The sequence below is a fragment of the Bradyrhizobium sp. CCGUVB1N3 genome, assembly GCF_024199925.1.
GTDB lineage: Bacteria > Pseudomonadota > Alphaproteobacteria > Rhizobiales > Xanthobacteraceae > Bradyrhizobium.
In genome coordinates this window covers 3100317-3123242 of record NZ_JANADR010000001.1, presented here as the reverse complement: position 1 = coordinate 3123242, position 22926 = coordinate 3100317, and the positions used below count along the sequence as shown (strand labels likewise).

The 22926-nt window shown below is 60.3% G+C and carries 25 protein-coding genes; 22 read left to right on the top strand and 3 right to left on the bottom strand.

What is annotated here, in order from left to right:
• Window positions 1–129: 129 nt before the first annotated feature.
• From NLM33_RS14810 to NLM33_RS14705, 22 genes are all read left to right on the top strand, one after another.
• Complete coding sequence (locus tag NLM33_RS14810; RefSeq protein ID WP_254096768.1) at window positions 130–1356, top strand: acyl-CoA dehydrogenase family protein; 1227 nt, start codon at window positions 130–132, stop codon at window positions 1354–1356.
• Window positions 1357–1388: 32 nt separating this feature from the next.
• Window positions 1389–2342, top strand: coding sequence for an amino acid--[acyl-carrier-protein] ligase (locus tag NLM33_RS14805; protein ID WP_254096767.1), 954 nt, complete (start codon window positions 1389–1391; stop codon window positions 2340–2342).
• Between the two features lie 83 nt (window positions 2343–2425).
• The gene (locus NLM33_RS14800) at window positions 2426–3700 is read left to right on the top strand and encodes an O-acetylhomoserine aminocarboxypropyltransferase/cysteine synthase family protein (RefSeq protein ID WP_254096766.1); all 1275 of its coding nucleotides are present in this window, start codon (window positions 2426–2428) and stop codon (window positions 3698–3700) included.
• Between the two features lie 27 nt (window positions 3701–3727).
• A complete protein-coding gene (locus tag NLM33_RS14795; protein ID WP_254096765.1) occupies window positions 3728–4891 on the top strand; it encodes a homoserine O-succinyltransferase in 1164 nt (387 codons plus the stop codon).
• An 11-nt stretch (window positions 4892–4902) separates the two neighbouring features.
• Complete coding sequence (locus NLM33_RS14790) at window positions 4903–5757, top strand: acyl-CoA acyltransferase (RefSeq protein WP_254096764.1); 855 nt, start codon at window positions 4903–4905, stop codon at window positions 5755–5757.
• A gap of 28 nt (window positions 5758–5785) precedes the next feature.
• Window positions 5786–6673, top strand: a complete 888-nt coding sequence (locus tag NLM33_RS14785; RefSeq protein WP_254096763.1) for a branched-chain amino acid aminotransferase — start codon at window positions 5786–5788, stop codon at window positions 6671–6673.
• 105 nt (window positions 6674–6778) lie between these two features.
• Window positions 6779–6991 (top strand): hypothetical protein, encoded by a 213-nt coding sequence (locus tag NLM33_RS14780; protein ID WP_254096762.1) that lies wholly within the window; start codon window positions 6779–6781, stop codon window positions 6989–6991.
• Between the two features lie 567 nt (window positions 6992–7558).
• Window positions 7559–7768: a hypothetical protein gene (locus NLM33_RS14775; RefSeq protein WP_254096761.1), complete on the top strand. Its 210-nt coding sequence runs from the start codon at window positions 7559–7561 to the stop codon at window positions 7766–7768.
• Between the two features lie 145 nt (window positions 7769–7913).
• Window positions 7914–8123, top strand: coding sequence for a hypothetical protein (locus NLM33_RS14770; RefSeq protein WP_254096760.1), 210 nt, complete (start codon window positions 7914–7916; stop codon window positions 8121–8123).
• A 117-nt stretch (window positions 8124–8240) separates the two neighbouring features.
• Window positions 8241–8747, top strand: a complete 507-nt coding sequence (locus tag NLM33_RS14765; protein ID WP_254096759.1) for a prepilin peptidase — start codon at window positions 8241–8243, stop codon at window positions 8745–8747.
• Window position 8748: 1 nt separating this feature from the next.
• Window positions 8749–9663 carry a Flp pilus assembly protein CpaB gene (cpaB, locus tag NLM33_RS14760; RefSeq protein ID WP_254096758.1) on the top strand — a complete coding sequence of 305 codons (915 nt, stop codon included), beginning with the start codon at window positions 8749–8751 and terminating at the stop codon, window positions 9661–9663.
• Between the two features lie 11 nt (window positions 9664–9674).
• Window positions 9675–10880, top strand: coding sequence for an AAA family ATPase (locus NLM33_RS14755; RefSeq protein ID WP_254096757.1), 1206 nt, complete (start codon window positions 9675–9677; stop codon window positions 10878–10880).
• A 53-nt stretch (window positions 10881–10933) separates the two neighbouring features.
• Entirely contained in the window at window positions 10934–12277 is a 1344-nt protein-coding gene (locus NLM33_RS14750; protein WP_254105800.1) for a CpaF family protein, read from the top strand.
• Entirely contained in the window at window positions 12277–13206 is a 930-nt protein-coding gene (locus tag NLM33_RS14745) for a type II secretion system F family protein (RefSeq protein ID WP_254096756.1), read from the top strand. The genes NLM33_RS14750 and NLM33_RS14745 overlap by 1 nt, the downstream gene beginning before the upstream one ends.
• Window positions 13203–14114, top strand: a complete 912-nt coding sequence (locus NLM33_RS14740) for a type II secretion system F family protein (protein WP_254096755.1) — start codon at window positions 13203–13205, stop codon at window positions 14112–14114. Before NLM33_RS14745 ends, NLM33_RS14740 begins: the two co-directional genes overlap by 4 nt.
• 3 nt (window positions 14115–14117) lie before the next feature.
• Window positions 14118–14762, top strand: a complete 645-nt coding sequence (locus tag NLM33_RS14735) for an isoprenylcysteine carboxylmethyltransferase family protein (RefSeq protein ID WP_254096754.1) — start codon at window positions 14118–14120, stop codon at window positions 14760–14762.
• Window positions 14763–14912: 150 nt separating this feature from the next.
• On the top strand, window positions 14913–15302 hold the full coding sequence (locus tag NLM33_RS14730) for a hypothetical protein (RefSeq protein ID WP_254096753.1): 390 nt from the start codon (window positions 14913–14915) through the stop codon (window positions 15300–15302).
• A 9-nt stretch (window positions 15303–15311) separates the two neighbouring features.
• Entirely contained in the window at window positions 15312–16688 is a 1377-nt protein-coding gene (locus tag NLM33_RS14725; protein WP_254096752.1) for a pilus assembly protein TadG-related protein, read from the top strand.
• Complete coding sequence (locus tag NLM33_RS14720; RefSeq protein ID WP_254096751.1) at window positions 16688–17095, top strand: TadE family protein; 408 nt, start codon at window positions 16688–16690, stop codon at window positions 17093–17095. The genes NLM33_RS14725 and NLM33_RS14720 overlap by 1 nt, the downstream gene beginning before the upstream one ends.
• Before the next feature lie 398 nt (window positions 17096–17493).
• Entirely contained in the window at window positions 17494–19155 is a 1662-nt protein-coding gene (locus tag NLM33_RS14715) for a type II and III secretion system protein family protein (RefSeq protein WP_254096750.1), read from the top strand.
• 12 nt (window positions 19156–19167) lie between these two features.
• Complete coding sequence (locus NLM33_RS14710) at window positions 19168–19575, top strand: hypothetical protein (protein ID WP_254096749.1); 408 nt, start codon at window positions 19168–19170, stop codon at window positions 19573–19575.
• Between the two features lie 167 nt (window positions 19576–19742).
• Window positions 19743–20192, top strand: a complete 450-nt coding sequence (locus NLM33_RS14705) for a tetratricopeptide repeat protein (RefSeq protein WP_254096748.1) — start codon at window positions 19743–19745, stop codon at window positions 20190–20192.
• 498 nt (window positions 20193–20690) lie between these two features.
• Here the strand turns inward: NLM33_RS14705 and NLM33_RS14700 are convergent, their stop codons facing one another.
• The 3 genes from NLM33_RS14700 to NLM33_RS14690 form a co-directional block, all read right to left on the bottom strand.
• Window positions 20691–20888 carry a hypothetical protein gene (locus NLM33_RS14700; protein WP_254096747.1) on the bottom strand — a complete coding sequence of 66 codons (198 nt, stop codon included), beginning with the start codon at window positions 20886–20888 and terminating at the stop codon, window positions 20691–20693.
• 133 nt (window positions 20889–21021) lie between these two features.
• Window positions 21022–21339, bottom strand: coding sequence for a hypothetical protein (locus tag NLM33_RS14695; RefSeq protein WP_254096746.1), 318 nt, complete (start codon window positions 21337–21339; stop codon window positions 21022–21024).
• Between the two features lie 598 nt (window positions 21340–21937).
• Entirely contained in the window at window positions 21938–22825 is an 888-nt protein-coding gene (locus NLM33_RS14690) for a VOC family protein (RefSeq protein ID WP_254096745.1), read from the bottom strand.
• Window positions 22826–22926 lie beyond the last annotated feature (101 nt).

Genomic DNA, 22926 nt, shown 5'->3' with positions numbered 1-22926 from the left:
ACCTCGCTCGGGAGTGGAAGCTCCCCGACACCCACTTTTGCGCCAACGACGTCGCCGGGGAAGTGGGCTAGTGGTCGATTTTCGAGCTGGGTTCGCGTCGTCCAACCGTGAAATGCGAGGCTTTGGCCCATGAGTGTGCAGGAAGTCCAGTTCCGCAACATTGCCACGGACATTAGCCGAGTAGCGTTCTCTCCCGATGGTTCCTCGTTCCAGCAGCGGACGGCAAATGTCGCGAAGGTCGCTGCGACGGAGGCCGGGGCGGTCGACCGCGAGGCGCGCTTCCCGCGGGAGGCGATCGACGCGGCCCGCAAGGAGAGGCTTCTGGGCGCTCAGATTCCGGCCGAATTCGGCGGAGACGGCGCATCCATCTCCGACGTGACCGATATGTGTTACGCGCTCGGCCGCGCCTGCGCCTCGGTCGGGATGATCTTCGCGATGCATCAGACCAAGATCGCGTGCCTGGTCCGCCATGGCGCTGGCAGCGGCTGGCACGAAAATCTCATGCGCCGCGTGGCTGCCGAACAGCTGCTGCTGGCATCGTCGACCACGGAAGGCCAGAACGGCGGAAACATCCGGTTCAGCACGGCCGCAGTGGAACGCGCTGGCGCCGAGATTTCGCTGGTGCGCGACGCGACAGTGATCTCGTACGGCGCCGAGGCGGACGGTATCATCACCGTCGCCCGCCGCTCCGACTCTGCCACCGGATCCGATCAGGTTCTGCTGGCCATCACCCGCGACGACTATACGCTGGAACCCACTCTCGCCTGGGAGACCCTTGGCATGCGTGGGACCTGCAGCGCCGGGTTCAAGCTGAATTTCAGGGGCGCTGCGGACCAGATATTTCCCGTGGCATACGAAAGGATCCATGCGCAGACGATGACGCCCGTCGCCCACCTGTGCTGGTCCTCGGTCTGGGCGGGGATCGCGGCTGCGGCGGCGGACCGGGCGCAGCTCTTCATCCGCAAGGCCGCCCGCGGGGCGGGCGGCAATATGCCTCCCGGCGCGGCGCATTTCACTGCCGCCAAAATGACGCTGACGAAATTGCGCGCCGTCATTGCCGCGAATCTCCAGTTCTATGAAGCTCGCGAACGGGACGAGCGCGCGCTGTCGTCCGTCGACTTCCAGTCCTCGATCAATCTTCTCAAGGTGGAGGCCTCCGAGCTCGCGGTCGCGGCCGTTATGCACGCGATGCGCGCCTGCGGCCTGTCCGGCTACCGCAACGACACCGACGTAAGTATCGGCCGCCACCTGCGCGACGTGCTTTCCGCTCCGATCATGATCAACAACGATCGTATCCTCGCCAGCATGGGTACCGCTACGCTGATGAGCGCCGTCCCGGATTCCCTGCGCGATTGATATTTGGTCCTCGAAAGGAAATGGGGCTCGATATGAACGTGGCCATGTTTGCAGCACCGCCGGAATCCGCTTCGCGTCCGTCCGATCCGTTGGACCATCTTGCCGATTTGCTGTTCCACGAGATGGGCTCTCCGGGGGTCTATGGTCGCACCGCGCTCTATGAAGACGTCGTAGAGCGGCTTGCGGTGCTGATCTCGCGGCATCGCGAAGCGGACACCGAGGTGATGCGCTTCCCCCCCGTCATGAGTCGTGCGCAGCTTGAGAGGTCGGGCTATCTGAAAAGCTTTCCGAACCTCCTGGGTTGCGTTTGCGGCTTGCACGGCACGGATAGCGAGATCCACGCCGCAGTCAGCCGCTTCGAGGCCGGCGGCGACTGGACGCAGTCGCTTTCACCGGCCGACCTCGTGCTGTCGCCAGCAGCCTGCTATCCGGTCTATCCGATCGCAGCGAGCCGCGGTCCCATACCCGCATGCGGTTGGCGTTTCGACGTTGCCGCCGATTGCTTCCGCCGCGAGCCCTCGCACCATCTCGACCGGCTTCAGTCCTTCAGGATGCGCGAATTCGTCTGCATCGGCAGCCCTGATCAGGCCTTCACGTTCCGGGAGCGTTGGATCGAGCGGGCACAGGGGATCGCTCGCGATCTCGGGTTGACCTTCAGGATCGACTACGCCAGCGATCCGTTCTTCGGGCGGGTCGGCCAGATGATGGCCCTGAGCCAAAAGCAAATGTCGCTGAAGTTCGAGCTGCTGGTGCCTCTGCGCTCCGAGGAGCAGCCGACTGCCTGCATGAGCTTCAACTATCACCGCGAACATTTCGGTGCCGCCTGGGGCATCGTGGATGCGGCCGGCGAGCCGGCCCATACCGCCTGCGTGGCGTTCGGAATGGACCGTCTCGCGGTCGCCATGTTCCACACCCACGGCGGAAACACGACCCGCTGGCCGGCCGCGGTGCGGGACCTGCTCGGTTTCCCGCGGAACGACCGGTAGGTGGCGTTGGAATTGGAGGACGTGCGATGCGCCAGGGACATCCCGAGATCGCCCGGGATCGAAGGGTCGAAGGACCCTCCTCCATGAGAAGAGAGACCATCGCCGTCCACGGCGGCTTCAAGGACGATCCGGTCACCAAGGCCGTCGCCGTGCCGATCTATCAGACCGCCTCGTACGCATTCGACAGCGCCGACCATGGAGCCGCGCTGTTTAACCTCGAAGTGGACGGCTTCCGCTACACCCGGATCGGCAATCCGACCAATGCGGTGCTTGAGAGTCGCGTTGCCGACTTGGAAGGAGGCATCGGGGCACTCAGCGTGGCCTGTGGCCAGGCCGCGGTGAACTATGCGGTGATCAATATCGCGGAGATGGGCACCAACATCGTCTCGGTCCCTCAGCTCTACGGAACCACGCATACGCTGTTCGCGCACATCCTGCCGAGGCAGGGCATTACGGTGCGGTTTTCGGAAGACGACCGGCCGGCGAGCGTAGAAGGACTGATCGACGACGATACCCGGGCGGTGTTCTGCGAGAGCGTCGGAAACCCGGCCGGAAACGTCTGCGATATCGAAGCGATGGCCGACGTCGCGCACCGGCACGGCGTTCCGCTGATCGTCGACAACACGGTGCCGACACCGATCCTGCTCCGGCCGATCGAACATGGCGCTGACATCGTCGTGGAGTCGCTGACGAAATTCATGGGCGGGCATGGCACCACGCTCGGTGGAATTATCATCGACGGGGGCAGGTTCCCATGGACGGAGCATCGCCGGCGCTTCCCGATGATGAACGAGCCGGAGTCATCGTACCACGGGTTGGTCTTCACCGAGCGCTACGGGGCCGCTGCCTACATTGCGCGTTGCCGCGCCGTCTCGCAGAGGACCACCGGCGCCGTCCTGGCGCCGATGAACGCTTTCCTGCTGCTCCAGGGCATTGAAACCGTCGCGCTGCGGATCGAGCGGCACGTCGATAATGGCGAGAAGGTCGCGCAGTTCTTGCGCAATGCCCACGGTGTCGGGTGGGTGAATTATGCGGGCTTTCACGACAGCCCCTATTACGCGCTGACACAGAAATATCTGGGCGGCCGGGCGTGTTCGCTGCTGACCTTTGGCGTGGCTGGAGGCTTCGAGGCGGGCAAGCGGTTTTACGACGCGCTGAAGCTCTGCAAACGGCTGGTCAATATTGGCGACGCGAAAACGCTCGCCTGCCACCCCGCATCGACCACGCATCGGCAAATGTCGCCCGAAGAGCAGGACAAAGCCGGCGTGCGGCCCGAGATGATCAGGCTGAGCGTCGGAATCGAGCACATCGACGACATCATCGCGGATCTCGATCAGGCCCTCCGTGCCGCGAATTGATGTTTCGTCAACTGTGAAGGCATTCGAATGACTGTTTTGATTGACGTAGATTCGTACGAACACCATCTTCTATCCAGAGCGCCGCGCGGAAGCGCTTATGACAAGACCTCGCCGAAACACCGGGTGGAGTGCCTCGACATCGGGCTCATCAACAACATGTCAGATGCTGCCTTGATGTCGACCGAGCGTCAGCTGTTCGACCTGCTCAACGCGGCGGCCGGACGACTTCTCGTCAGGCTGCATTTCTACACGATGGAGGCGACCCCCCGTACGGAATGGGGGCGCGATTACGTGCGTCGATACTACCGTGGCATCGACGATCTCTTGAACAGGAGGCTGGACGGGGTGATCGTGACCGGCGCCGAACCCAGAGCCGCCAGCCTGACGGAAGAGCCCTATTGGAGCACCTTCGTCCAGATCGCCGACTGGGCCAGGGAGAATACCGTGTCGTCGGTGTTTTCGTGTCTGGCCGTCCATGGGGCTGTCCTGCACTTGGATGGCGTTGCGCGCCACAAGCTGCCTGCCAAATGCTTCGGTGTCTTCGCTCAAAGAAAGATGAGGCATCATTCCTTGATGCAAGATGTGCCGACGACCTTCAGAATACCGCACGCCCGGTGGAACGAAGTGCAGGAGGAGGATCTCGCGAACTGCGGATATTCGATTCTCTCCTGGTCGGCGGAGGCGGGGGTCGACTGCTTCGTCAAGCAGCAGAAGAAGAGCCTTTTCGTCCATTTCCAGGGCCACCCGGAATACGAATCCCTGAGCCTGTTGGGCGAACATAGAAGAGACATGGGTCGCTTCCTCCGGGGAGAGAACGAAGTCTGTCCGACGATACCGAGGGGTTATTTGAACGAGGAGGCGGAAGAGATATTGATCGCTTTCCGACAGAAAGCCCTTTCCGACAGACGCCCAGAGCTTTTCGCCGACTTTCCGGCCGATCAGGTGACGAAGGATCTGAACAACGTCTGGCATCTGCCGGCCAAGCGCATCTACCGCAACTGGTTGCTGTACATGGTGTCGCAGCGAGCTGGACGCTCCAAACCGTTGGGGGCAGGGGAAGCGGCTCTCTCCGCATCCGGAATGCCGGCGCGCCGCCATGGTCGCAAGTTGGTTGCCGCTCGATCCGCCCGCCTGGCGCACCTGCCAGACCCGATGACCAAGAACAAGAAGCGGCTCGGAAGTTGTGAGTGAGAGTTCGGACCATGATCCGATGCCGCGAAATAGGAATAGCCGATCTTGACGTTATCGCCGATCTTCTGACACGAGGCTTTCCGATCCGCTCGCGCGACTACTGGATCGACGGACTACGGCGCTTGTCCGTGCGCGAGACGCCCGACAGTTTCCCGCGCTTCGGCTACATGCTCGAGCATGATCGGACGCCCGTCGGCGCTCTGCTGTTGATCCACACCGCACGGAACGATGACGGCTGTATCTCGATCCGCTGCAATCTCTCCAGCTGGTATGTGAAACCTGCCTTCCGCAGCTACGCGCCGATGCTGACCAAGGTCGCGCAGCGTCACAAGGACGTCACCTACGTCAATATCAGTCCGGCGCAATGGACGTGGCCAGCCATCGAAGCGCAGGGATTCCGCCGCTATTGCGGCGGCTTGTTCTTCTCCTTTCCAGCGCTGTCGCGTCGGGCCAGGGATATGCGCGTTGAAGTCGTCCGGCAGCACACGCAGGCGGTCGACGGCCTGTCCGAGGCTGACGTCGCGCTGCTTGCACGTCACGCAGCGTATGGCTGCCTCAGCCTGGTATGCCGCGCTGCCGATGGCCGCGCCTTTCCGTTCGTCCTGCAGTCGATGCGAATCCGCAGGATCGCGCCTCCCGCCATGCAGTTGATCTATTGCACCGATGTGGCCGACTACGTCGCCTGCGCCGGCGCCATCGGCCGCTTCCTGCTCTGGCGCGGCCGGATCTCCGTCGCTCTCGACGCCAATGGCCGCATGAAGGGCCTTGCCGGGCTCTACAGGGAACGCCGCAAATACTTCAAGGGTCCGCATTGCCCCCGCCTTGCCGATCTGTCGGATTCCGAGCTGGTGATCTACGGACCATAACTCAGTCGTCCCGGAATGGAGGTTCGTCATGGTTCCCAACACCAAATCCGTCAGCCATTCGAGGACATGGACATTCTTCCGAGGCGAGTGGCACGAGGGCAATTTGCCGATCATGGGGCCACGCACCCATGGGCTCTGGCTCGCCTCGACTGTGTTCGATGGCGCGCGCGCCTTCGAAGGCGTCATGCCCGACCTCGATCGTCATTGCGCCCGCGTCAATCAATCTGCGCTCAACTTCGGCCTCAAACCGATCGTCGATCTCGGCACGTGGCTCGAACTGGCGCGTGAAGGTATCGCCCGCTTCCCGGCCAACGCCGAACTCTACATCCGCCCGATGTACTGGCCGCAGAACGGCGTCGGCGGCGGCGTGCTGTTCGATCCGGAAACGACGGACTGGTGCCTTTGCATCTACGAATCGCCGATCCCGGAGCCCGTCGGCAGCGCGATTACGCTGTCGCCGTTCCGCAGACCGACCGCCGAATGCGCGCCGGCCGACGTCAAGGCCTCCTGCCTTTACCCGAACAGCTCCCGTGCGCTCAGGGAGGCCGCCTCGCGTGGCTTCCAGAATTGCCTGATGCTGGATATGCTCGGCAACGTCGCCGAGTTCGGCAATTCCAACGTGTTCATGGCGAAAGCCGGCGTCGTCTATACGCCGGCGCCGAATGGCACGTTCCTGAACGGAATCACGCGGCAGCGCGTGATCGACCTTTTGCGCGGTGACGGCATCACGGTGATAGAGGCGACGTTACGCTATTCGGATTTCGTCATTGCGGACGAGATCTTTTCGACCGGCAATTTCGCCAAGGTCGCGCCCGTGATCCGGATCGACGACCGGCAACTCATGCCCGGGCGCTTTTATGCGCGTGCACGAAAGCTGTATTGGGATTTCGCACACGGGGTGAAGCTTGCGGCGTGAGAGCTCCCCGCAGGCCTTCTGATGGTGCGATAGGACTTGCGACCCTCCGCGGGACCAATCAGGATGAGCGCGCGACTGCAGGCAATTCCAAACCGGAAAACGACGATGCGAACACTCTTTCCGCTCTGTGCTGCCCTGGCCTGTTTCTTGGCAGCGATGACCCTGAGCCCGTCCGACGCGAATGCGGTGTTCTGGCGCGGCCTGACCGCGCCAACCAACATCGACTATCACGGCTTCACCATCATCAAGGAGCCTCCGCCGAGCCCGTGCCAGTGGATACGGGTGAACGGCTATTACGTCCGTCAGTGCGTCTACTAGGCGGCCGCTCTCGCATCACCCTATGGGAGCGCCAGCACGACGCCGCCGTTAGTGGTGGTGCTATAGTGCGCATGACATGACGGGCGCATGCATGCGCGCTGCAGGGAAGGTCGCTCTGCAAAGACGCTCCGCTTTGCGCCGCAACATCCTTCACCATTGCAATAGATCGAAGTGTAACGAGCGTCGTTTACTTTGTGCTTGCCACTTTCTCCTGTCCAACGCCGCTACGCAGAGCCCGTATGTTTACTGGGGAAGGACTGTTCTCAGCCTTTGGTTAACTGCTGCGGAGGTTGTGTTCAACGAGACTTGCATCTCAATTCGTCATCCACCCCGAGTGAAGTTTTCGCCATTCCGTGAAGGCCTTACACACGTTGAGCGAAGCGCGGCGAACTCAAGGCTTGCGGCGCAAACATCGCGAAGCACCTAGGTCGGGAATACTCGGCAATTTCGGGCTACTCCCGGAAATCACAGCCGCCGTGATGTTCGCCACGCTATAAATGCACGCGTTGGCACCGGCTTTCACCTGCCGGAGAAGTGCAAATTCATCTTCAAAGAAGGGGTTTTACGATGTTGAAGTACTATTTCGAGACTAGGAAAGCGTTGAAGCATCTGCGCACGGACCAGGACGGCGTTGTGTCGTTCGAGTACATCATTGTCGCGGCTTGCATCATCGGCGCAGTGTCTGCTGCGTTCGGTACCGGAGCTGGTGGTGCCATCAAGACGGCGCTGACTACCGGGATCACCACTATCACAGCCGCGTTCACTGCGGCCGTGTAATACGGCTATCTGACCCGGAGGGGGGCATCGGAATGTGCCTCCCACTTAAAATGTGCCTCCCACCTGAATTGTACGCAGTTGGAAGCGCGGCAATGTCTGCCAGGGTTAGTAGTTGTGGTTCGTCTTGCAAGAAGGATTGTCTCCCATGTTGAACTATTACATCAAGACCGCCGAAGCTTTGAAGAACCTGCGCACGGATCAGAACGGCGTGGTGTCGTTCGAGTACATTATCGTCGCCGCTTGTATCATCGGCGCAGTGGCTGCTGCGTTCGGTACGGGAGCAGGTGGTGCTATCGCGACGGCGTTGGCTACCGGGATCACCACTATCACCGCCGCCTTCACTGCGGCCGTGTAATACGCCTATCTGACGCCGGAGGGGGCATCGGAATGTGCCCTCCGCTTCTTAAAGTTTTTTATGTGACCCCACTTTAGGTTTGTTGATGTGCCCTCGCGTTTTTGAGGCCTGCATTTCATGAATTGGATTGTTCCCATAACCTCGTTTCTGGAAATCCTGTTGTTGCTGTATGTCGCAACGATCGATATCGCGACACGATTGATCCGAAATGAAATTTGTGTGGCGCTGGCGCTGCTCGGAATCGCCAGTCAATTTACCAGCCCGATGCAAGTTGCCGAATCGCTAATCGCCGCAACAATCCTGTTGCTGCTGCTGCTGGTCATATACCAGCGGGGATGGATTGGCGGCGGTGACGTCAAGCTGCTGGTCGCATTAGCGGTTGGTCTCCCGCTGACGGGTGTGATTCAGTTGTTGACCATAACCGCGCTTGCCGGCGGCGTTCTTGCCCTGGTGCATCTGATGATGCGCATGCTGCCATATCCCAGGCTGGCGCCCGCCGGATCGTCGCTCGTACGCCGCGTCTACTCGATAGAGCGTTGGCGCCATTTGCGACAGGCACCGCTGCCTTACGGGGTTGCCATCGCGTGCGGCGGTATCTGGGCCATTTTCAGCAAAGGACTTTGACATGTCATCCACTTTGCGTCTCTCGATCATCATGGTGTTTTTGCTCGCGACCGCTGCGCTCGGGCTTATTGCCTACAACATGGTTCTGCCGAAAGAACAGGTCGCGGTCGTACAGGTCGCGGAGAAGGCGCCGGAGCCGCCTCCCGCTGTAGCGTACTTGGTCGCGGCACGTCCGCTACCGAGAGGGACGCTGGCCCGCGATGAGGATTTCACAGTACGCTCGGTGCCAGCGTCGGATGGTGCTCCTGCAGGGGCAATCCTTGATACGGCCGACGCCAAGATCGGACTTCGCGGAGCTCTGGTTCGCAACTTTCTCGACACCGGCAGTCCCGTCACATCAAAGGACATATTGCGCCCGCGGGAACGGGGTTTTCTCGCCACCGTCCTGGCACCCGATAGCCGTGCCATCAGCATCAACGTTGACGCCGCGTCTGGTGTCTCGGGCCTGATCTGGCCGGGTGACTATGTGGATGTCGTGATGACCCAGGAATCGACAGCAGCGAACGACGACAAGAGAAATCCCGATCAACAGCATGGCACGCTGAGCGAAACCGTTGTTCACAACGTTCGAATTGTCGCGATTGACCAGGAGATCGTGCAAGGTGGCTCAGCCAGCAACGCCACGGCCGGGAAGGTAGCGCGTACCGTATCGTTGCAGCTTGCGCCAGAGCAGGTCAAGAAAGTCACGGTCGCAGCAGTGCTCGGAAAGCTCACCTTGGCCGTACGGTCAGCGGTCGATCGACAGGATACAGGAGACACGGCCGCGACGGTGGTGGTTTATGCGCGCAACAGCGGTACGAAATACTCAGTCAGGCGAGACGATACAGGGAACACGCGCACGCTGTTGAGCGGCGACGTGCTGCCGGCGATTGCCCCGTCAGCGCCGCTCGCGTCGGCCGTGTCGTCACGTCGGTAAGGGAGGCAGTGGTGAGCGTAAACGTAAATATGGCAGTCGTCAGTTCGTCCGAAGAATCTCCGTCGGTTGCAACGCGCAATCGAATCGTCTGTTTCGTGAATGACGAGCTTAGTGCAGCGGCTCTGCGCAAAGGCCTCGAAGGCAGCAACTTGTCGATCAGGCGTGGCACGATCCGTAATGCCATAAAGATGCTCGAGACCGACACCGAGTTATTCGCGTTGGTGACGGACATCAGTGGAATCGATGATCCATTTACCGAACTGGAAAGGTTGGCCGGCGTCTGCCCACCCGATGTCCGGGTGGCTCTGATCGGTGAGAGCAAGGAGATCACCTTCTACCGCGAGCTTATGGAAATCGGCTTGACCGAGTATCTGCCGAGGCCGCTTACGCGCGATATGGTGCTAGACCAGCTGCGCCCGAAGTTGCTTGGCGACGTGGCGCCCGGTCCCACCGATCGTGGCGGGCATGTGATCTCGATCTGTGGTGCGCAGGGCGGTGCCGGCGCAACGAGTATCGCCATCAATCTCGCGCTGCAGCTGGCCGAGACCACCAAGGCCAAGGTCGCGCTGCTCGACCTTCATCTGCAAGGCGGCGAAACAGCCGTAATGTTGGGTGTTCAGCCTGGACCTGGGCTGCGCATCGCCTTGGAGAACCCGATGCGGGCGGACACGTTGTTCCTCGAACGCGCGGCTATTGATGTCAACGAGCGAGTTTGCCTCATTTCCGCCGACGAGGACCTGGATGCGCAGCTGAACATTACTGAGGCGGGAGTGAGACACGTGCTGGGTCTGCTCCGCCAACGGTTCAATTACGTCGTGGTCGATGTTCCAGTCCCGTTTCCGCCATCCATCCATCCGGTGATCACTCTTTCTCGCCACGTGCTGGTGCTGCTGGAAGCGGAAGTGACCGGACTGCGCAACGCCCATGCACTTCGCGCGGCCGTCACCAACATCGCCGGCAAGGATCGCGTGTTTACTTTGCTCAATCGCGCCGATCGTCCCGGCGGCCTTCCCAGGGATACGATTGTCAAGGCCTTGGGCGCAGAACCCGACATGGTGATTCCCGATCTCGGCAAGGGGATGACCCAAGCGGTCAATCTCGGAATTCCGGCTCTCAAGCACGTACGAGGGTTGCGACGTCACCTCGCCCCAATTGTCCGGGAGATCGCAGGCGTCGGTGCCGAACGGAAGGGATGGTTGAGGAGGCTGCTCGGGTGACGAAGACATTTGGTAGGCGCGAAGACGACACGCCAGCTCGTTTGCCTGCATTGATGCCAAGCTTGCCTGCGTCGACGCCGAGCTTGCCGGCGCCAAGCTCGCCTGCATCGACGCCGAGACGCGACGAATCTACGATTCAGCGCCCCGCGATGCCGGCTTCGCTGCGCGAACGGGTCATCGAGCAGATTGAGCCGTCGGTGGCCGCAACTGTTTCGCGCGATGTTCTTCGGCGGCAGATCGAGGAAATCATCCACGGAATCGCCAACGAGGAACGGCTCGAACTGTCAGGCCGCGAGCAGTTTCAGCTGGCGGACGAGATTGCAGACGACATGACCGGCTACGGGCCGCTGCGTCCGCTTCTGCTGGATCAATCGATCAACGACATCATGGTCAACGGGCCGAGTAACGTTTATGTCGAGCGAAGCGGCAAGCTGGAACGGATCGCGGTGCGATTCCGCGACAATGATCATATCGCCTCGGTGGCGCAGAAAATTGCCGCGCAAGTCGGGCGCCGAGTGGACGAATCCAGTCCGATGGTGGATTGCCGCCTGCCTGACGGCAGCCGGGTCAACATCATCTTCCCGCCGCTCGCGATCCATAGCCCCTGCATATCCATCCGAAAATTTCCAAGTCGCCGTTTGGACATGGCCGGGATGATCCAGAACGGCTCGGTGACCGCGGCCATGGGACAATTGCTGGAGATTGCCGCCCGATCCCGGCTCAATATTCTGGTCTCTGGCGGCACCGGTTCCGGCAAGACGACGCTGTTGAACGCCCTGAGCCAGTTCATCGATCACAGTGAGCGCATCGTCACCATCGAGGACGCCGCAGAGTTGCAGCTTCAACAGCCGCACGTGATCAGCCTGGAGACGCGGCCCCCCAGCCTCGAAGGCACGGGGCAGGTGACACAACGCGATCTGGTGTGGAATGCGCTACGCATGCGTCCTGACCGGATCGTCGTCGGCGAGGTGCGCGGCGCTGAAGCGTTTGACATGCTGCAAGCGATGAACACCGGCCATGATGGTTCGATCTCGACGGTGCATGCGAACAGCGCCCGCGATGCAATGACCCGTATTGAAAACATGGTGCAGATGGGACAGCCAAACCTGCCGCTGCGGGCGATCAGGTCTCAGATCGTCGCTGCGCTGGATCTCATCGTGCAGGTCGAACGCATGCGGGATGGACAGCGTCGCGTTATCCAGATCAGCGAGGTGATCGGGCTGGAAGGCGAGGTGATCACCACCAATGACATCGCGGCGTTCGAGTACGAACACGAGGATGTTCACGGACGGATATCGGGCACCTACAGGTCCACGAACGCGGTCCCAAAATTCAAGAGCCGTCTTACCTATTATGGGCTTGATCGAGCCTGGGCCGAGGCTATGAGGCAACTATAATGTCGGAGTTTTTGACCACCTTTGACCTCGTGCTCCTGACATGTGCAGCAGCCTTAAGTTTGTGGCTCGACGCACGACAACGACGCATCGATCGTCAGGTAGCGATAGCTCTGCCAGTTTCAGATTCGGCGAACCTGCCCTCCATTCGCCGGCTAGAGGCCGGATCCCGCTGGCAGTTTGTCTTCCGCATCGTCAGTTACGAGGCCGGGATCGCTTACGTTTGCCACCCCGCATACGTGCTGTTTGCCGGTGCGATCGCAGCAGCCGCAATCCTTTATGCCAATAGCGTGCTGGATTTTCCCAGCCTCTATGCGTATCCGGTGGCAGTAATTGTAGCGATTTCGGTGGTGCGAGGTCTGTTTGGATGGCAGCGGCATCGCCTCACCAGTCAACTGTTTCGACAGCTGCCTGACACGATCCAGCTGGTGACGAGTACTGTTCGATCCGGGTTACCCGTGACTGAAGCATTTCGCACCATTGCTCGCGAGATGCCGCAACCAACGGCTGGGCAGTTCGCCATCGTCTGCAGCGAAGTGAGTATGGGGAGACCTCCAGAGGAGGCCGTCGAAGCCGTCTATCAACGAACGCAAGTGGCGGAGTATGGGATCTTTGCGGTCACGCTCGCAGTCCAGCTGAAGTCAGGTGGCAGTTTGACCGAAACCTTGCAAACATTGGGAGATACCGTGAGGCAGCGTGTTGCGCTCGCTGCTCGCGCGAAGGCTCTGGCCGGAGAGGTGATCTTTTCCTCGCGCGCGCTTTCATTGTCGCCCGTCATTGTCGGTGGGTTACTATACCTGATCAATCCGCAAACAGTCGATCTGCTGATCTATGATCCGACCGGAAACAGGCTGCTGGCTTACGCAGCAGCCTCGGTGATTGTCGGGTCCCTTGTGATCCGTTGGATGGTCAGAAGGGAAACAGCGCTATGACTTTCGGTCTCAGTTTGGTGGCCCTCGCCATAGTACTTGCGACTGCGACCTTCGTGTTGATCATCCACGAACTGCACATTCGTGTGTTGAACATACGGGTGTCAAATGCCGTGTTGGGCGTTCCTGGCCGGTCCGCGCCCATCCAGGACATCACCAGTTGGCTTTCGTCGCTCGGCGCGCGGTATCGGCGCTTCTACTCTGCGGAAAATCTGGACCAGCTCCGAACGATCGTTCAATCGTCGGGCTTGAATCCTCATCGGGCCTTGTCGATCTGGATCGGTGTCAAAACCGTCAGCATGTTCTTATTCCCGATCATTGCCCTGTTTGTTGCGCAGCTTCTTGGGAAGCCACTGACCGATGTGCTGGTCTTCAGTCTCATTGGCGTGGTGATCGGAATTGTGGGGCCGCGGTTGATCCTGTTGGTGCTGAGACGGCGTTTCAATGCCGGCATTCGGCTAGGCACGCCGGATATGATCGACTTGCTGGTTGTCTGCAGCGAAGCGGGAATGGGTCTGGAGAGCGCGCTGGAACGCGTAGCGGAAGAAATGAAACGGACCAATCCTGCCATGGCCCGGGTTTTGTACGGCCTTCTTGATGATCTCCGGATATTGCCAAATCGCAGCGAGGCCTTCGAGAAATTGGCATCTACGTCAGAAGGACTTCGCCGGTTCGGCACCATGGTAAGCCAAAGCCTGCAATACGGAACGCCCCTGAGCCAGGCTCTCCGCAGCATCGCTATCGACCTCAGGCGGGAACGCATTACCAACCTGGAGGAAAGAGCGCACAAGCTGGGCGCCAAGCTGACCATTCCGATGGTGTTGTTCATGCTTCCAGCCATGTTCATCATTTTGGGCGGAAGTCCGTTTCTGCACCTCGTGCGTACATTCTCCAGCATCTCGGTGAAGTAAGCCATGAGCACAGTGACCCTGTCGAGAAGCCGGTCGTACGAGTGGATGATGCAACTGCTCGGCAGCATGTGGTTCTTGTTGCTGACACTTTGCGTCGCCATTAGAATTGGGTCATTTACCGATCCCTGGCCGTCGCTTCTGTCGAGTTTTTGCCTTGCCATCTTCTACATGCTTCTGGCGGTGTTGATCCTGAGCAGGTCACCGGCAAAGGCGCATGCGGACGGGGTCATGCCAAGAATAGCTGCATTCGTCGGCTCTTATATGCCGTGGACGATCTCCTTCTTCGGCAAGACCGACGAGGCGTTGCCGAATCTGCTGTCGACCGCTTGCGTGCTGATCGGCCTGGTCATGATGCTTGTCACCATCCGACACCTGGGGCGGTCGTTCAGCCTGGTGCCGCAGGCGCGTTCGGTGGTGCAGAGCGGTCCCTATCGATGGATCAAGCATCCGCTCTACTTCGCGGAAGAGATCGTGATCGTGGGCGTGGTGCTGCAATATCTGACGCCGCTCACGGTGATCGTGCTGGTCCTGCATATCGGCGTTCAAGTCTGCCGAATTCTTTACGAAGAAGATCTGCTTCGGCGCACTTGCCCTGAGTATTCCAGCTACGAAGCATCGCGTTGGAGATTGGTCCCTTATGTTTGGTGAGCGGCCATGCGTGGCCGAATTGACATGGACATCGTTCAAACTGCTCGTGCTCGGAGTCGGCGTCCAGACTTGGTAACTGTCCGTCGAGGCCCGCGCGCGAGCCATCGAAGGTCTTTCATTGCCGATCAGCACGGTGCCGCGGCGTTTGAAATGCTGATCGTCTTTTCTTTCTTGGGAACGTTCCTGCTTCTGCCGCTTGCTGACGTTGCCGCCGCCGGTTTTCGGTTTGTATCCGCGTGGGAGGCATTGCGCGCCTTCGGGCAAAGGATCCAGTACAACCCGCCGCAGGACGTTACCGATTGGGCGACCTGGAAGTCAGCGCTCCCCACTTCGGTTTCGGGTTATCCCATCAACAATCTCCAGGTCGTCTGCAGCGATAGCATGGCTGCCTGCTCCACAACCAACTCCGGTTCGCCCAAGCACTACACGTACTCGACGACGGTCACCGTGGCTCCCATCGTGTCAAGAGCCTGGATCTGTCGGAGTACCAACGCCGATCCCTGCACGTACACACTGTCTTACGCCGAACGGTTTCAATAGGAGTGGTCCATGCGTGGCTTGCTTCACTCTCGTCGTGGTTCCGTCACCTTCGGGACCATTATCGCCCTGATACCGTTGATAGGCGTGGTCGCACTCGGGGGCGAGGCGGGATCGTGGTACGTTACCAGGCAACACGCGCAGAATGCCGCCGATGCGGCGGCCGTTTCGGGCGCCATGCAGCAACTGTGCCTATCGAACGCGCCGTGCGCGGTGACACAGACGGTGGACTATCGCGCCAAACAAGCCGCGGCACAGAACGCGTTCTGCAACGCAGGCGGCACCTCTTATCCCGGCTCCCAGTGTAGCACCAGCCTTCCGGCGGGAGTCTCGCAGACCGTCACGGTCGCTTCACTCGCTTCATGGAACGGGACGCCCGGAACTTACGTTCAGGCCACTGCTATCCAGCAACAGCCGGCATACCTGGCACAAATGCTTGGTTTGTCCACCGTCAACATTGGCGCGACAGCCGTGGCCTCAGTCAAGAGTGTGACGTTCCCGCCCTGCGTCTTGTCATTGATAGGCTCTCTCAGTTTCCAGGGCAGCCCGAACATCAATGCGCCGAATTGCGGCATGGCCTCGAACGATCCGGCCAAGGATGCAATAAACTTCACCGGCGGCGGGATGACCATGAATCTCGGCTCGCTATCGACCGTCGGCGGTTGCACGGGTACCGCGTCTTTCTGTGACACGGCGTTGAAGTATCTGCCGGCCCCGACCGTCAATCCCTTCTCTGCTCTCGATGGCGCCCTCACCACGTTGTGCGGAGCGAACCCCACGCTCCCGGCCAAATGCGGCCTTCCAGCATGTCCAGGATCGGATCTCGTCGCTTACGTGGCCGGTTCGGCCAGCACTGCATGCACGAATAACAATACCTCGACGAAGGGCAATACCGCTTTCAACCTGGCTGCAGGCGTGTCGGTGTACTTCATATCTGGTACTCTGACCCTCAAAGGCGGTTCCTCGATCACCTGTAACAGTCCATGCACAGGAGTGACCTTCATCCTGCTGCCTGGGGCGAGCATTGACACGAAGGGCGGCGGCACGCTCACCCTGAAGGGGCCGGCAACTGCCCCGAGTGCCTCGTCGCTTCCCGCGGCTCTTCAGTCCAGCGCTGCATTATTCCAGTACATGTCCATGTACGATGCTTCAGCGACGGCTGTGACCTTCGGTGGGAACAGCAACATCAACCTCACAGGAAACATCTACGCGCCGAACGCAGCAGTGACGTTTCAGGGCGATCCGACGATCGCCGTAGGCGGCGCCGGCGGTTGTGGCCAGTTGATCGCCGCCTCGATCGCGTTCAACGGAAATGCCACTTTTGACACCACAGGGTGCCCATCGCAAACGAAGCTGCCTAAAAGCCAGTATGTCCAGTTGGTGCAGTGATGAGAAAGCTCGATCAGCGCGGCATGGCGGCGTTCGAATTCTGCCTCGTCGCCGTGCCGCTTTTTACATTGATGTTCGCCATCTTCGATCTGGGGCGTTACGCAATCACCATGCAGTCATTGCGGACGCTCGCGAATGCCGGTGCTCGCACATGGATGATCAACGACTGCTACGTAAACAACGTAATGACCAAAAGCTCACCAACCTGTAGCGGTGACCCCCTGCCATCCGCCGCGGCCAAAAAAGCCGTTGCTCCAATGCTCGGCGGTCTCTCGCCGACGCTGAACACGACTTCGGGAGCCAGCGCACTCACTGTTACGGCATCTCTCCCGAGTTTCAACATGCTGATGCCGATATGGGGCACAGCATTGAACGCGCCGAGCGCCTCCACAACCATTCCCTTCTAGCGGGAATCACCTTGATCGCATCTGGATTATCGTGAGCGATGCGGGAACGGGTTCCGTTCGCGTGAGTTCCCATTTGCCTAAAATCGATAGGGAACTCGCCGAGCGATGCGGCAAAGGGAACCCGTTTGCGGTTCCGCTGCAGGATAGTTCCGAGCAAGCAGCGAGAGTGGTGCTCACTGGCAACATTGGAAAGTTTTCTATGCACTTGCCGCGGTGCGGCAAGCGTCTCTTCTTGCAACGAGGCAGCATGCGGGATGATGATGTTGGAAATACGAAGTAACGATTTGTAATGGGACAGATTGTAACCTCTGCGACGTGGTGCGCGGAGGGGAACTCTCAGGGGACATCGAGTGCGTAGATTTGCGGGGAGAGCCGTGGATCGCAGCGGGGGGACTCGAATGGGTGGCGGTCGCGTTTCGGGTATTAGGGTAGGGAGGCTTCTCGCCTTCGGCGTGATAGGTCTTGGCGCGGCGCTCGCCTTGTCTGGGGCCGCTGACAGCGCGCAGGCTGCAGACAAGCGGGGTTCTTCCGGCGGCGTCTTCGTCAGCGAAATGAACGACGTCCAGCGGGTCAAGGTGGTCGTCAACAAGTCACGCACCTTCAAGGTCGACACGCCTTTTGCAACGATCGTCGCGGGCTCGCCTGACATCGTCGACGTGAAGTCGCTGAGCGATCACCTGATCTACGTCCAGGGCAAGCAGACCGGCACCACCAACGTCATCCTGTTCGACTCCTCGATGAAGCAGATCGGGATCCTCGACGTCGAGGTCGTGATCGATACCGGTAATCTGCAGCAGAACATCCGATCCAGCACCGGCATGCAGGGCGTTCGCGTCTCGGCCTCCGAAGGGCAGGTGGTGCTCAGCGGAACCGCCACCGACGCGGTTGCGGCCGAGCGAGCCATGGCGATCGCCACCAGCACCGTTGCGAAAGGGGGCGTCGTCGTCAACGCGATGAGTGTCGCGGCGCCGCAACAGGTGATGCTGGAGGTGCGCTTTCTCGAGGTCAGCCGAGAAGCCGGCCGCAACCTTGGCGTGAACCTTTATGCGGCGAATGCCAATGGGACCAATGTTGGGAATACGGGGCTTGGTGGTGCAACTGCCGCGACGGTCCGACAGCCGATCGGTGGTATTAATACAGTCCCAAACCCCTCTGGTAATACTGGCGGTACGCCTGTTGGTGCTTCTCCTACCGGCAGTCTTCCGATACTCGGAACAGTGGGGACGCTCCTTGGCACCGCGGGCGGTCTGGCACCTGCGCCGTTCGGAAGTCTGTTGACCAGTCTCATTCGAACCAGCAACGGCGGCTCGGTGGACTTATTGATCTCGGCGCTGGAAACCAAGGGATTGGCTCGCCGGTTAGCGGAGCCAAACTTGACCACGCTTTCCGGCGATGCCGCTCGCTTCCTGGCCGGCGGTGAATTTCCAGTGCCGATCCCGAACACGACGACGAACGGTTTTCCCACCGTTACCATCGAGTACAAGAAGTTCGGTGTTGAGCTCGCCTTCGTGCCCACTGTCCTCTCGCGCGGTGTGATCAACCTTCGCGTCGAGCCGTCGGTCAGCGAGCTTGATTTCGCCAATGCGGTGACGATTCAGGGGACGCAAGTTCCAGCGTTGACCCGCCGCGACGCGCGCACCACGGTCGAGTTGCGTGACGGCCAGAGCTTTGCCATCGCCGGCCTGCTCCAGACCCGCAATCGGCAGGACGTCTCGCAACTGCCCTGGATCGGCTCGGTGCCGGTGATTGGAAGCTTGTTCAGCAGCAAGTCGTACCAGCAAGAGGAAACGGATCTGGTGATCATCGTGACGCCGCGCCTGGTCGCGCCGGCGGCACCTGGTCAGCAACTGGCCTCCCCGCTCGACTCCCGCCTGCCGGCCAATGACGTCGATTTCTTCCTCAATGGCCAGATGGAAGTCCGCAAGCGCTACGATGACTATGTCAATTCCGGTGGCGACGTGAAGGGTCCGTACGGTCACATCATCGCTCCTGAGCTCAGGGCGCCCGTTCCCGCACCGGCCGCCGCTGCAAACCAGCCGGTCGTGAAAACCCTCAACTAGAGGAAGCGAGAGATGACCATCAGGTATCTGGCTCTGTTCGCGCCCTTGCTGCTCGGCGGATGTTACGGCCTCGCCGGTCATGATGAGATGGATCGCTACGTGCAACGGTCCGACTCCATCACGATGAGCGCCGGCAACGCCAAAGAGGTCAACGCCGTCACCCATACGATCCATCCATGGCCGCGAAACGTCGGCGATCGCAGGATCGCGTACGACGCTCGGCGCGTGGGCGCCGCCGTGACGCGCTATGGCAACACGACCCGGCCGGTGGATCAGCTTCCCGATATCGGACCGGCGACCGAAGCGATGGGCCAGCGGCCTCCCACCAACCAGAATATCAACATAGAAGGATTGGGGGCTGGAGCGAACGCCGGAGTGTCGGTGCCGGTCGGCGGAGCGGGCGGAGCACCGAGCAGGTAAAGGACCAAAGGGGCCTCAGCTTTGGATGATCTAACGATGATACTTCAATCAGTCCGCTGAGCCGGGCGGGGACAATTGTTATGCGGCGCATCTTCTTAATGTTGACCTGTTGCTGGTTGGGGACAGGCCTTGCGGCGTGCGACTACACCACGCGGGAGGCCGCGATCGTGGCCCCGGTGGATCCGCCGGGCGGGGACCCCGTGCAGGAGCCGACCGACGTCAAGTACTACCCGTCGGACGAGCCCGTGCGGCTCGGGCTGGAGCATTTCAACCGCGGTAGTTACGGGCTCGCCCAGCGCTATTTCAAGGACGCTGTCGAGAAATCGCCGAAGGACGTGACGGCGTGGATCGGGCTCGCCGCGAGCTATGATCGGATCCGCCGGTTCGACCTTGCGGACCAGTCTTATGCCCACGCGATCAAGCTTGGGGGCGAAACCGTTCAGATCCTGAATGATCAGGGATATTCGTACATGCTGCGCGGCAATCTGAGTGCGGCGCGACGGAAGTTCGAGAAGGCCTATTCGCTCGATCCAGGCAACCCGGTTATCGCCAATAACCTCGAGCTTCTCAACGGCAGTCGCAGGTTCATCGAAAGGCCGCCGAACAATCAGCCTTGATAAGCACCTTGAATTGGCGACGATCTGATCTGACTAAGGCATGATCCGGAAAGGTGCGAAGCGGTTTTCCCTCGCGACAAACGCGGAACGCGTTTGCGCGGAGATCATGCTCGAACAATAACCCAAAGCGCGATGACGATTCATCCCAATCTCATCGCGCTTCAAGTTGGGGGGCGGAGCCCGGGCGAATTGACCCACTCATCTATGTGAGCTGCCGTTTCGGCCTGGCTGGCCTTCCTCTGAAGCTCCTCTCTCTCCTTGCCGGCAGGCATCGTTTTCGCGTGTTCACGGCTCTCCTGCGCGACTTTCGAGAGCTGGTCTTGAGGAGAAACTGCCCGCCCAAAAGCGTATCGCATGACGCTGCTCCAGCGTGTGGATGGCGAAATCGCGACTTTCGAATTTACGGCTGACGTGATGCTCGTGGACCGGAGTTTCCACCCTCTTGCTCTCGAACGCCAGTTCTTTTTGACCGGCTTCAAAAGAGAGGGCCCTCAATAATCAGTCAGAAGTGATGTCGCGATGTTCGATGTCCCGCTGAAGCCTGGCTTGAAATTGTTGGTCAATTGGCGCGGTCCGTCGCTTGGGTTCGTAGCGCTCCACCAACTTCAGGAGACGTCTTTTGATAAAGGGATCAGCTTGCTCTGCGAGGTCACGCAATATCTTCGCGCGCTGCTTGTTGAATTCATCGTCCAACATGGTCGCCCCCGTACGAAAAACGATACTGCAATTGGGTGAGTATAGCGATCCATGACTTTTGAGTAAGTCCCCAAACAGGACTTCTTGTTTGACGAGCTCGCAAGCGTGGCAAGAGACTCGATCATCGCCCGCATCAGCGGCCGGCCGCTCTGTCCAGAAACTCCAGCAGAGATGGCGCCACGTCGTCGAGTTCGACGAATTGGCGGCGAAGCTCATCGGCGATGTCCGCAGTCACATCGCGCGACCATCCCTCGACCGGATTGAAGGCAACGATGCGGACGGGATGTTCGTATTGGCCCTCGACCAGGTGCCGCACCAGCGTGGCGCGATTTGCGTCCTCTTCGGCAGTCTCGCACCAGGCACACCCGAGCCGGCCGCCGAAGTCTTCAAGCACAAGATAGACGTCATGGTTGGCTGACGCATGCGGCACGATAGAGGGGGAGCGACTCATAGGGTCTCCGCCAGGAAGATTTGGCTTCGCCTGATGCTGAGAACTTTGAGCCTTTGCGGTAAGAAAGCCATGGATATTAAGAGTTAGCCGTGGCCGACGCCGCGCTTTGCGCCGCAACAGACAGCTACTTCTTCAACAATATTCCCACCGTCCGCGCCATTCGCCTCACCGAGCCGGCGTGACGGCCCAGTTCGGCGGCTATCTTCGACGTGCCAGCTCCCTGCCGGGCGAGCCTGACCAATCGCCGGACTTCCTGCTCGGACCATTGCTTTGGCTTCGGTGTTTTCATGGTGCGGCGCTCGACCGGCACCAGTTAACCAGTGAGCCCCGCGGCCAGCACTTGGGAAATTTACGGGTGGCCTCCGCGCGTGGACATCTTCTTTCTGATGATGCAGTCGAAGCAAGCGGCGCACGAGCCGGCCTTTGCCAAGCACAATCCTTGTTGCTCCCTAAAGCGCGATGAGATTGGGATGAATCGTCATCGCGCTTTAGGTTATTGTTTGAGCATGATCTCCGCGCAAACGCGTTCCGCGTTTGTCGCGAGGGAAAACCGCTTCACACTTTGCGCTAACGCGGCCCTTCGGGTCCGGATCATGCTCTATCCCTCGTATTGGTCCGGCCCCATCGCCCAGAGCGATTGATCGTGGCCGAACGCGTAGTTGCGGTTGGTCAGCGCTGGATTGCGGTTGACCATCGGCCGCATGAACATCGGGTGGGTCGCGCTGCGCACCTCGTGCTCGACCGTGAAGAGATGCTTGCCGCTGTCGAGATCGACGATGTCGCAAAACCGGTACTGGTATTGATTGTCCTCGCGGGAGATCAGGTTGCGCGCCGATAGCTTGCGGTAAGGACCGGAGAAATCGGTGATGTACATCTGCACATGGTGGCCGTCGTAATCCGGCTGAGGCCGATCGATCTCGCGGAATAGCAGGTGCTGGCCGCGGCCTGTCTTCACGGCGGCAACCTGGCCGTCGCCATTCCTGAGCTCGGCGGGCATGCCCATGATCTCGGGATAGAAAGCGCAAATCGCCGGCGCGGTTCCGACCGGCACCTCGAATTCGACATAGGGGATGCCGAGCGCGATACGCCCGAAGCGCGCCGCGTCCGGCTCATGGCAGCGCAGGCGATTACCCCACGGACAGACAGCCTCGACATAGTCGTCATGCTCGGCGAACGCGAACGCCGTGCCTTCGAGCTTTTTGGCGACTGACGACAGCCGCTGTAGCAGCGCCTCACGGCCCGCGATGACCAGCCCGACGTGACCGCGCAGCACCTGCGGCTTGCCGCTCGGCAAGTGAAACTGGCTCTGACCGGCATTGATCCACATGTTGGTGTCGGACACCATCAGATAGGGGTCGCGGGTGAGCCCGAGCCCCGTGACGTAAAACAAGGTAGCGAGGCGCTGATCCGGGACCTGGATGTTGACGTGCTCGAAATGGATCGCGTTGCCGAGGTCTTCAGTGGATCGATCGAATTGTTGAGGCATGGATCGCGCTCTGGCTGGGGGACGGAGAGGCCATACTAGAGCAGAATTTCCGTCAGCCGAAACTGTCAGCCGATCACATCTGCGGGCAAAGCACGATGCAC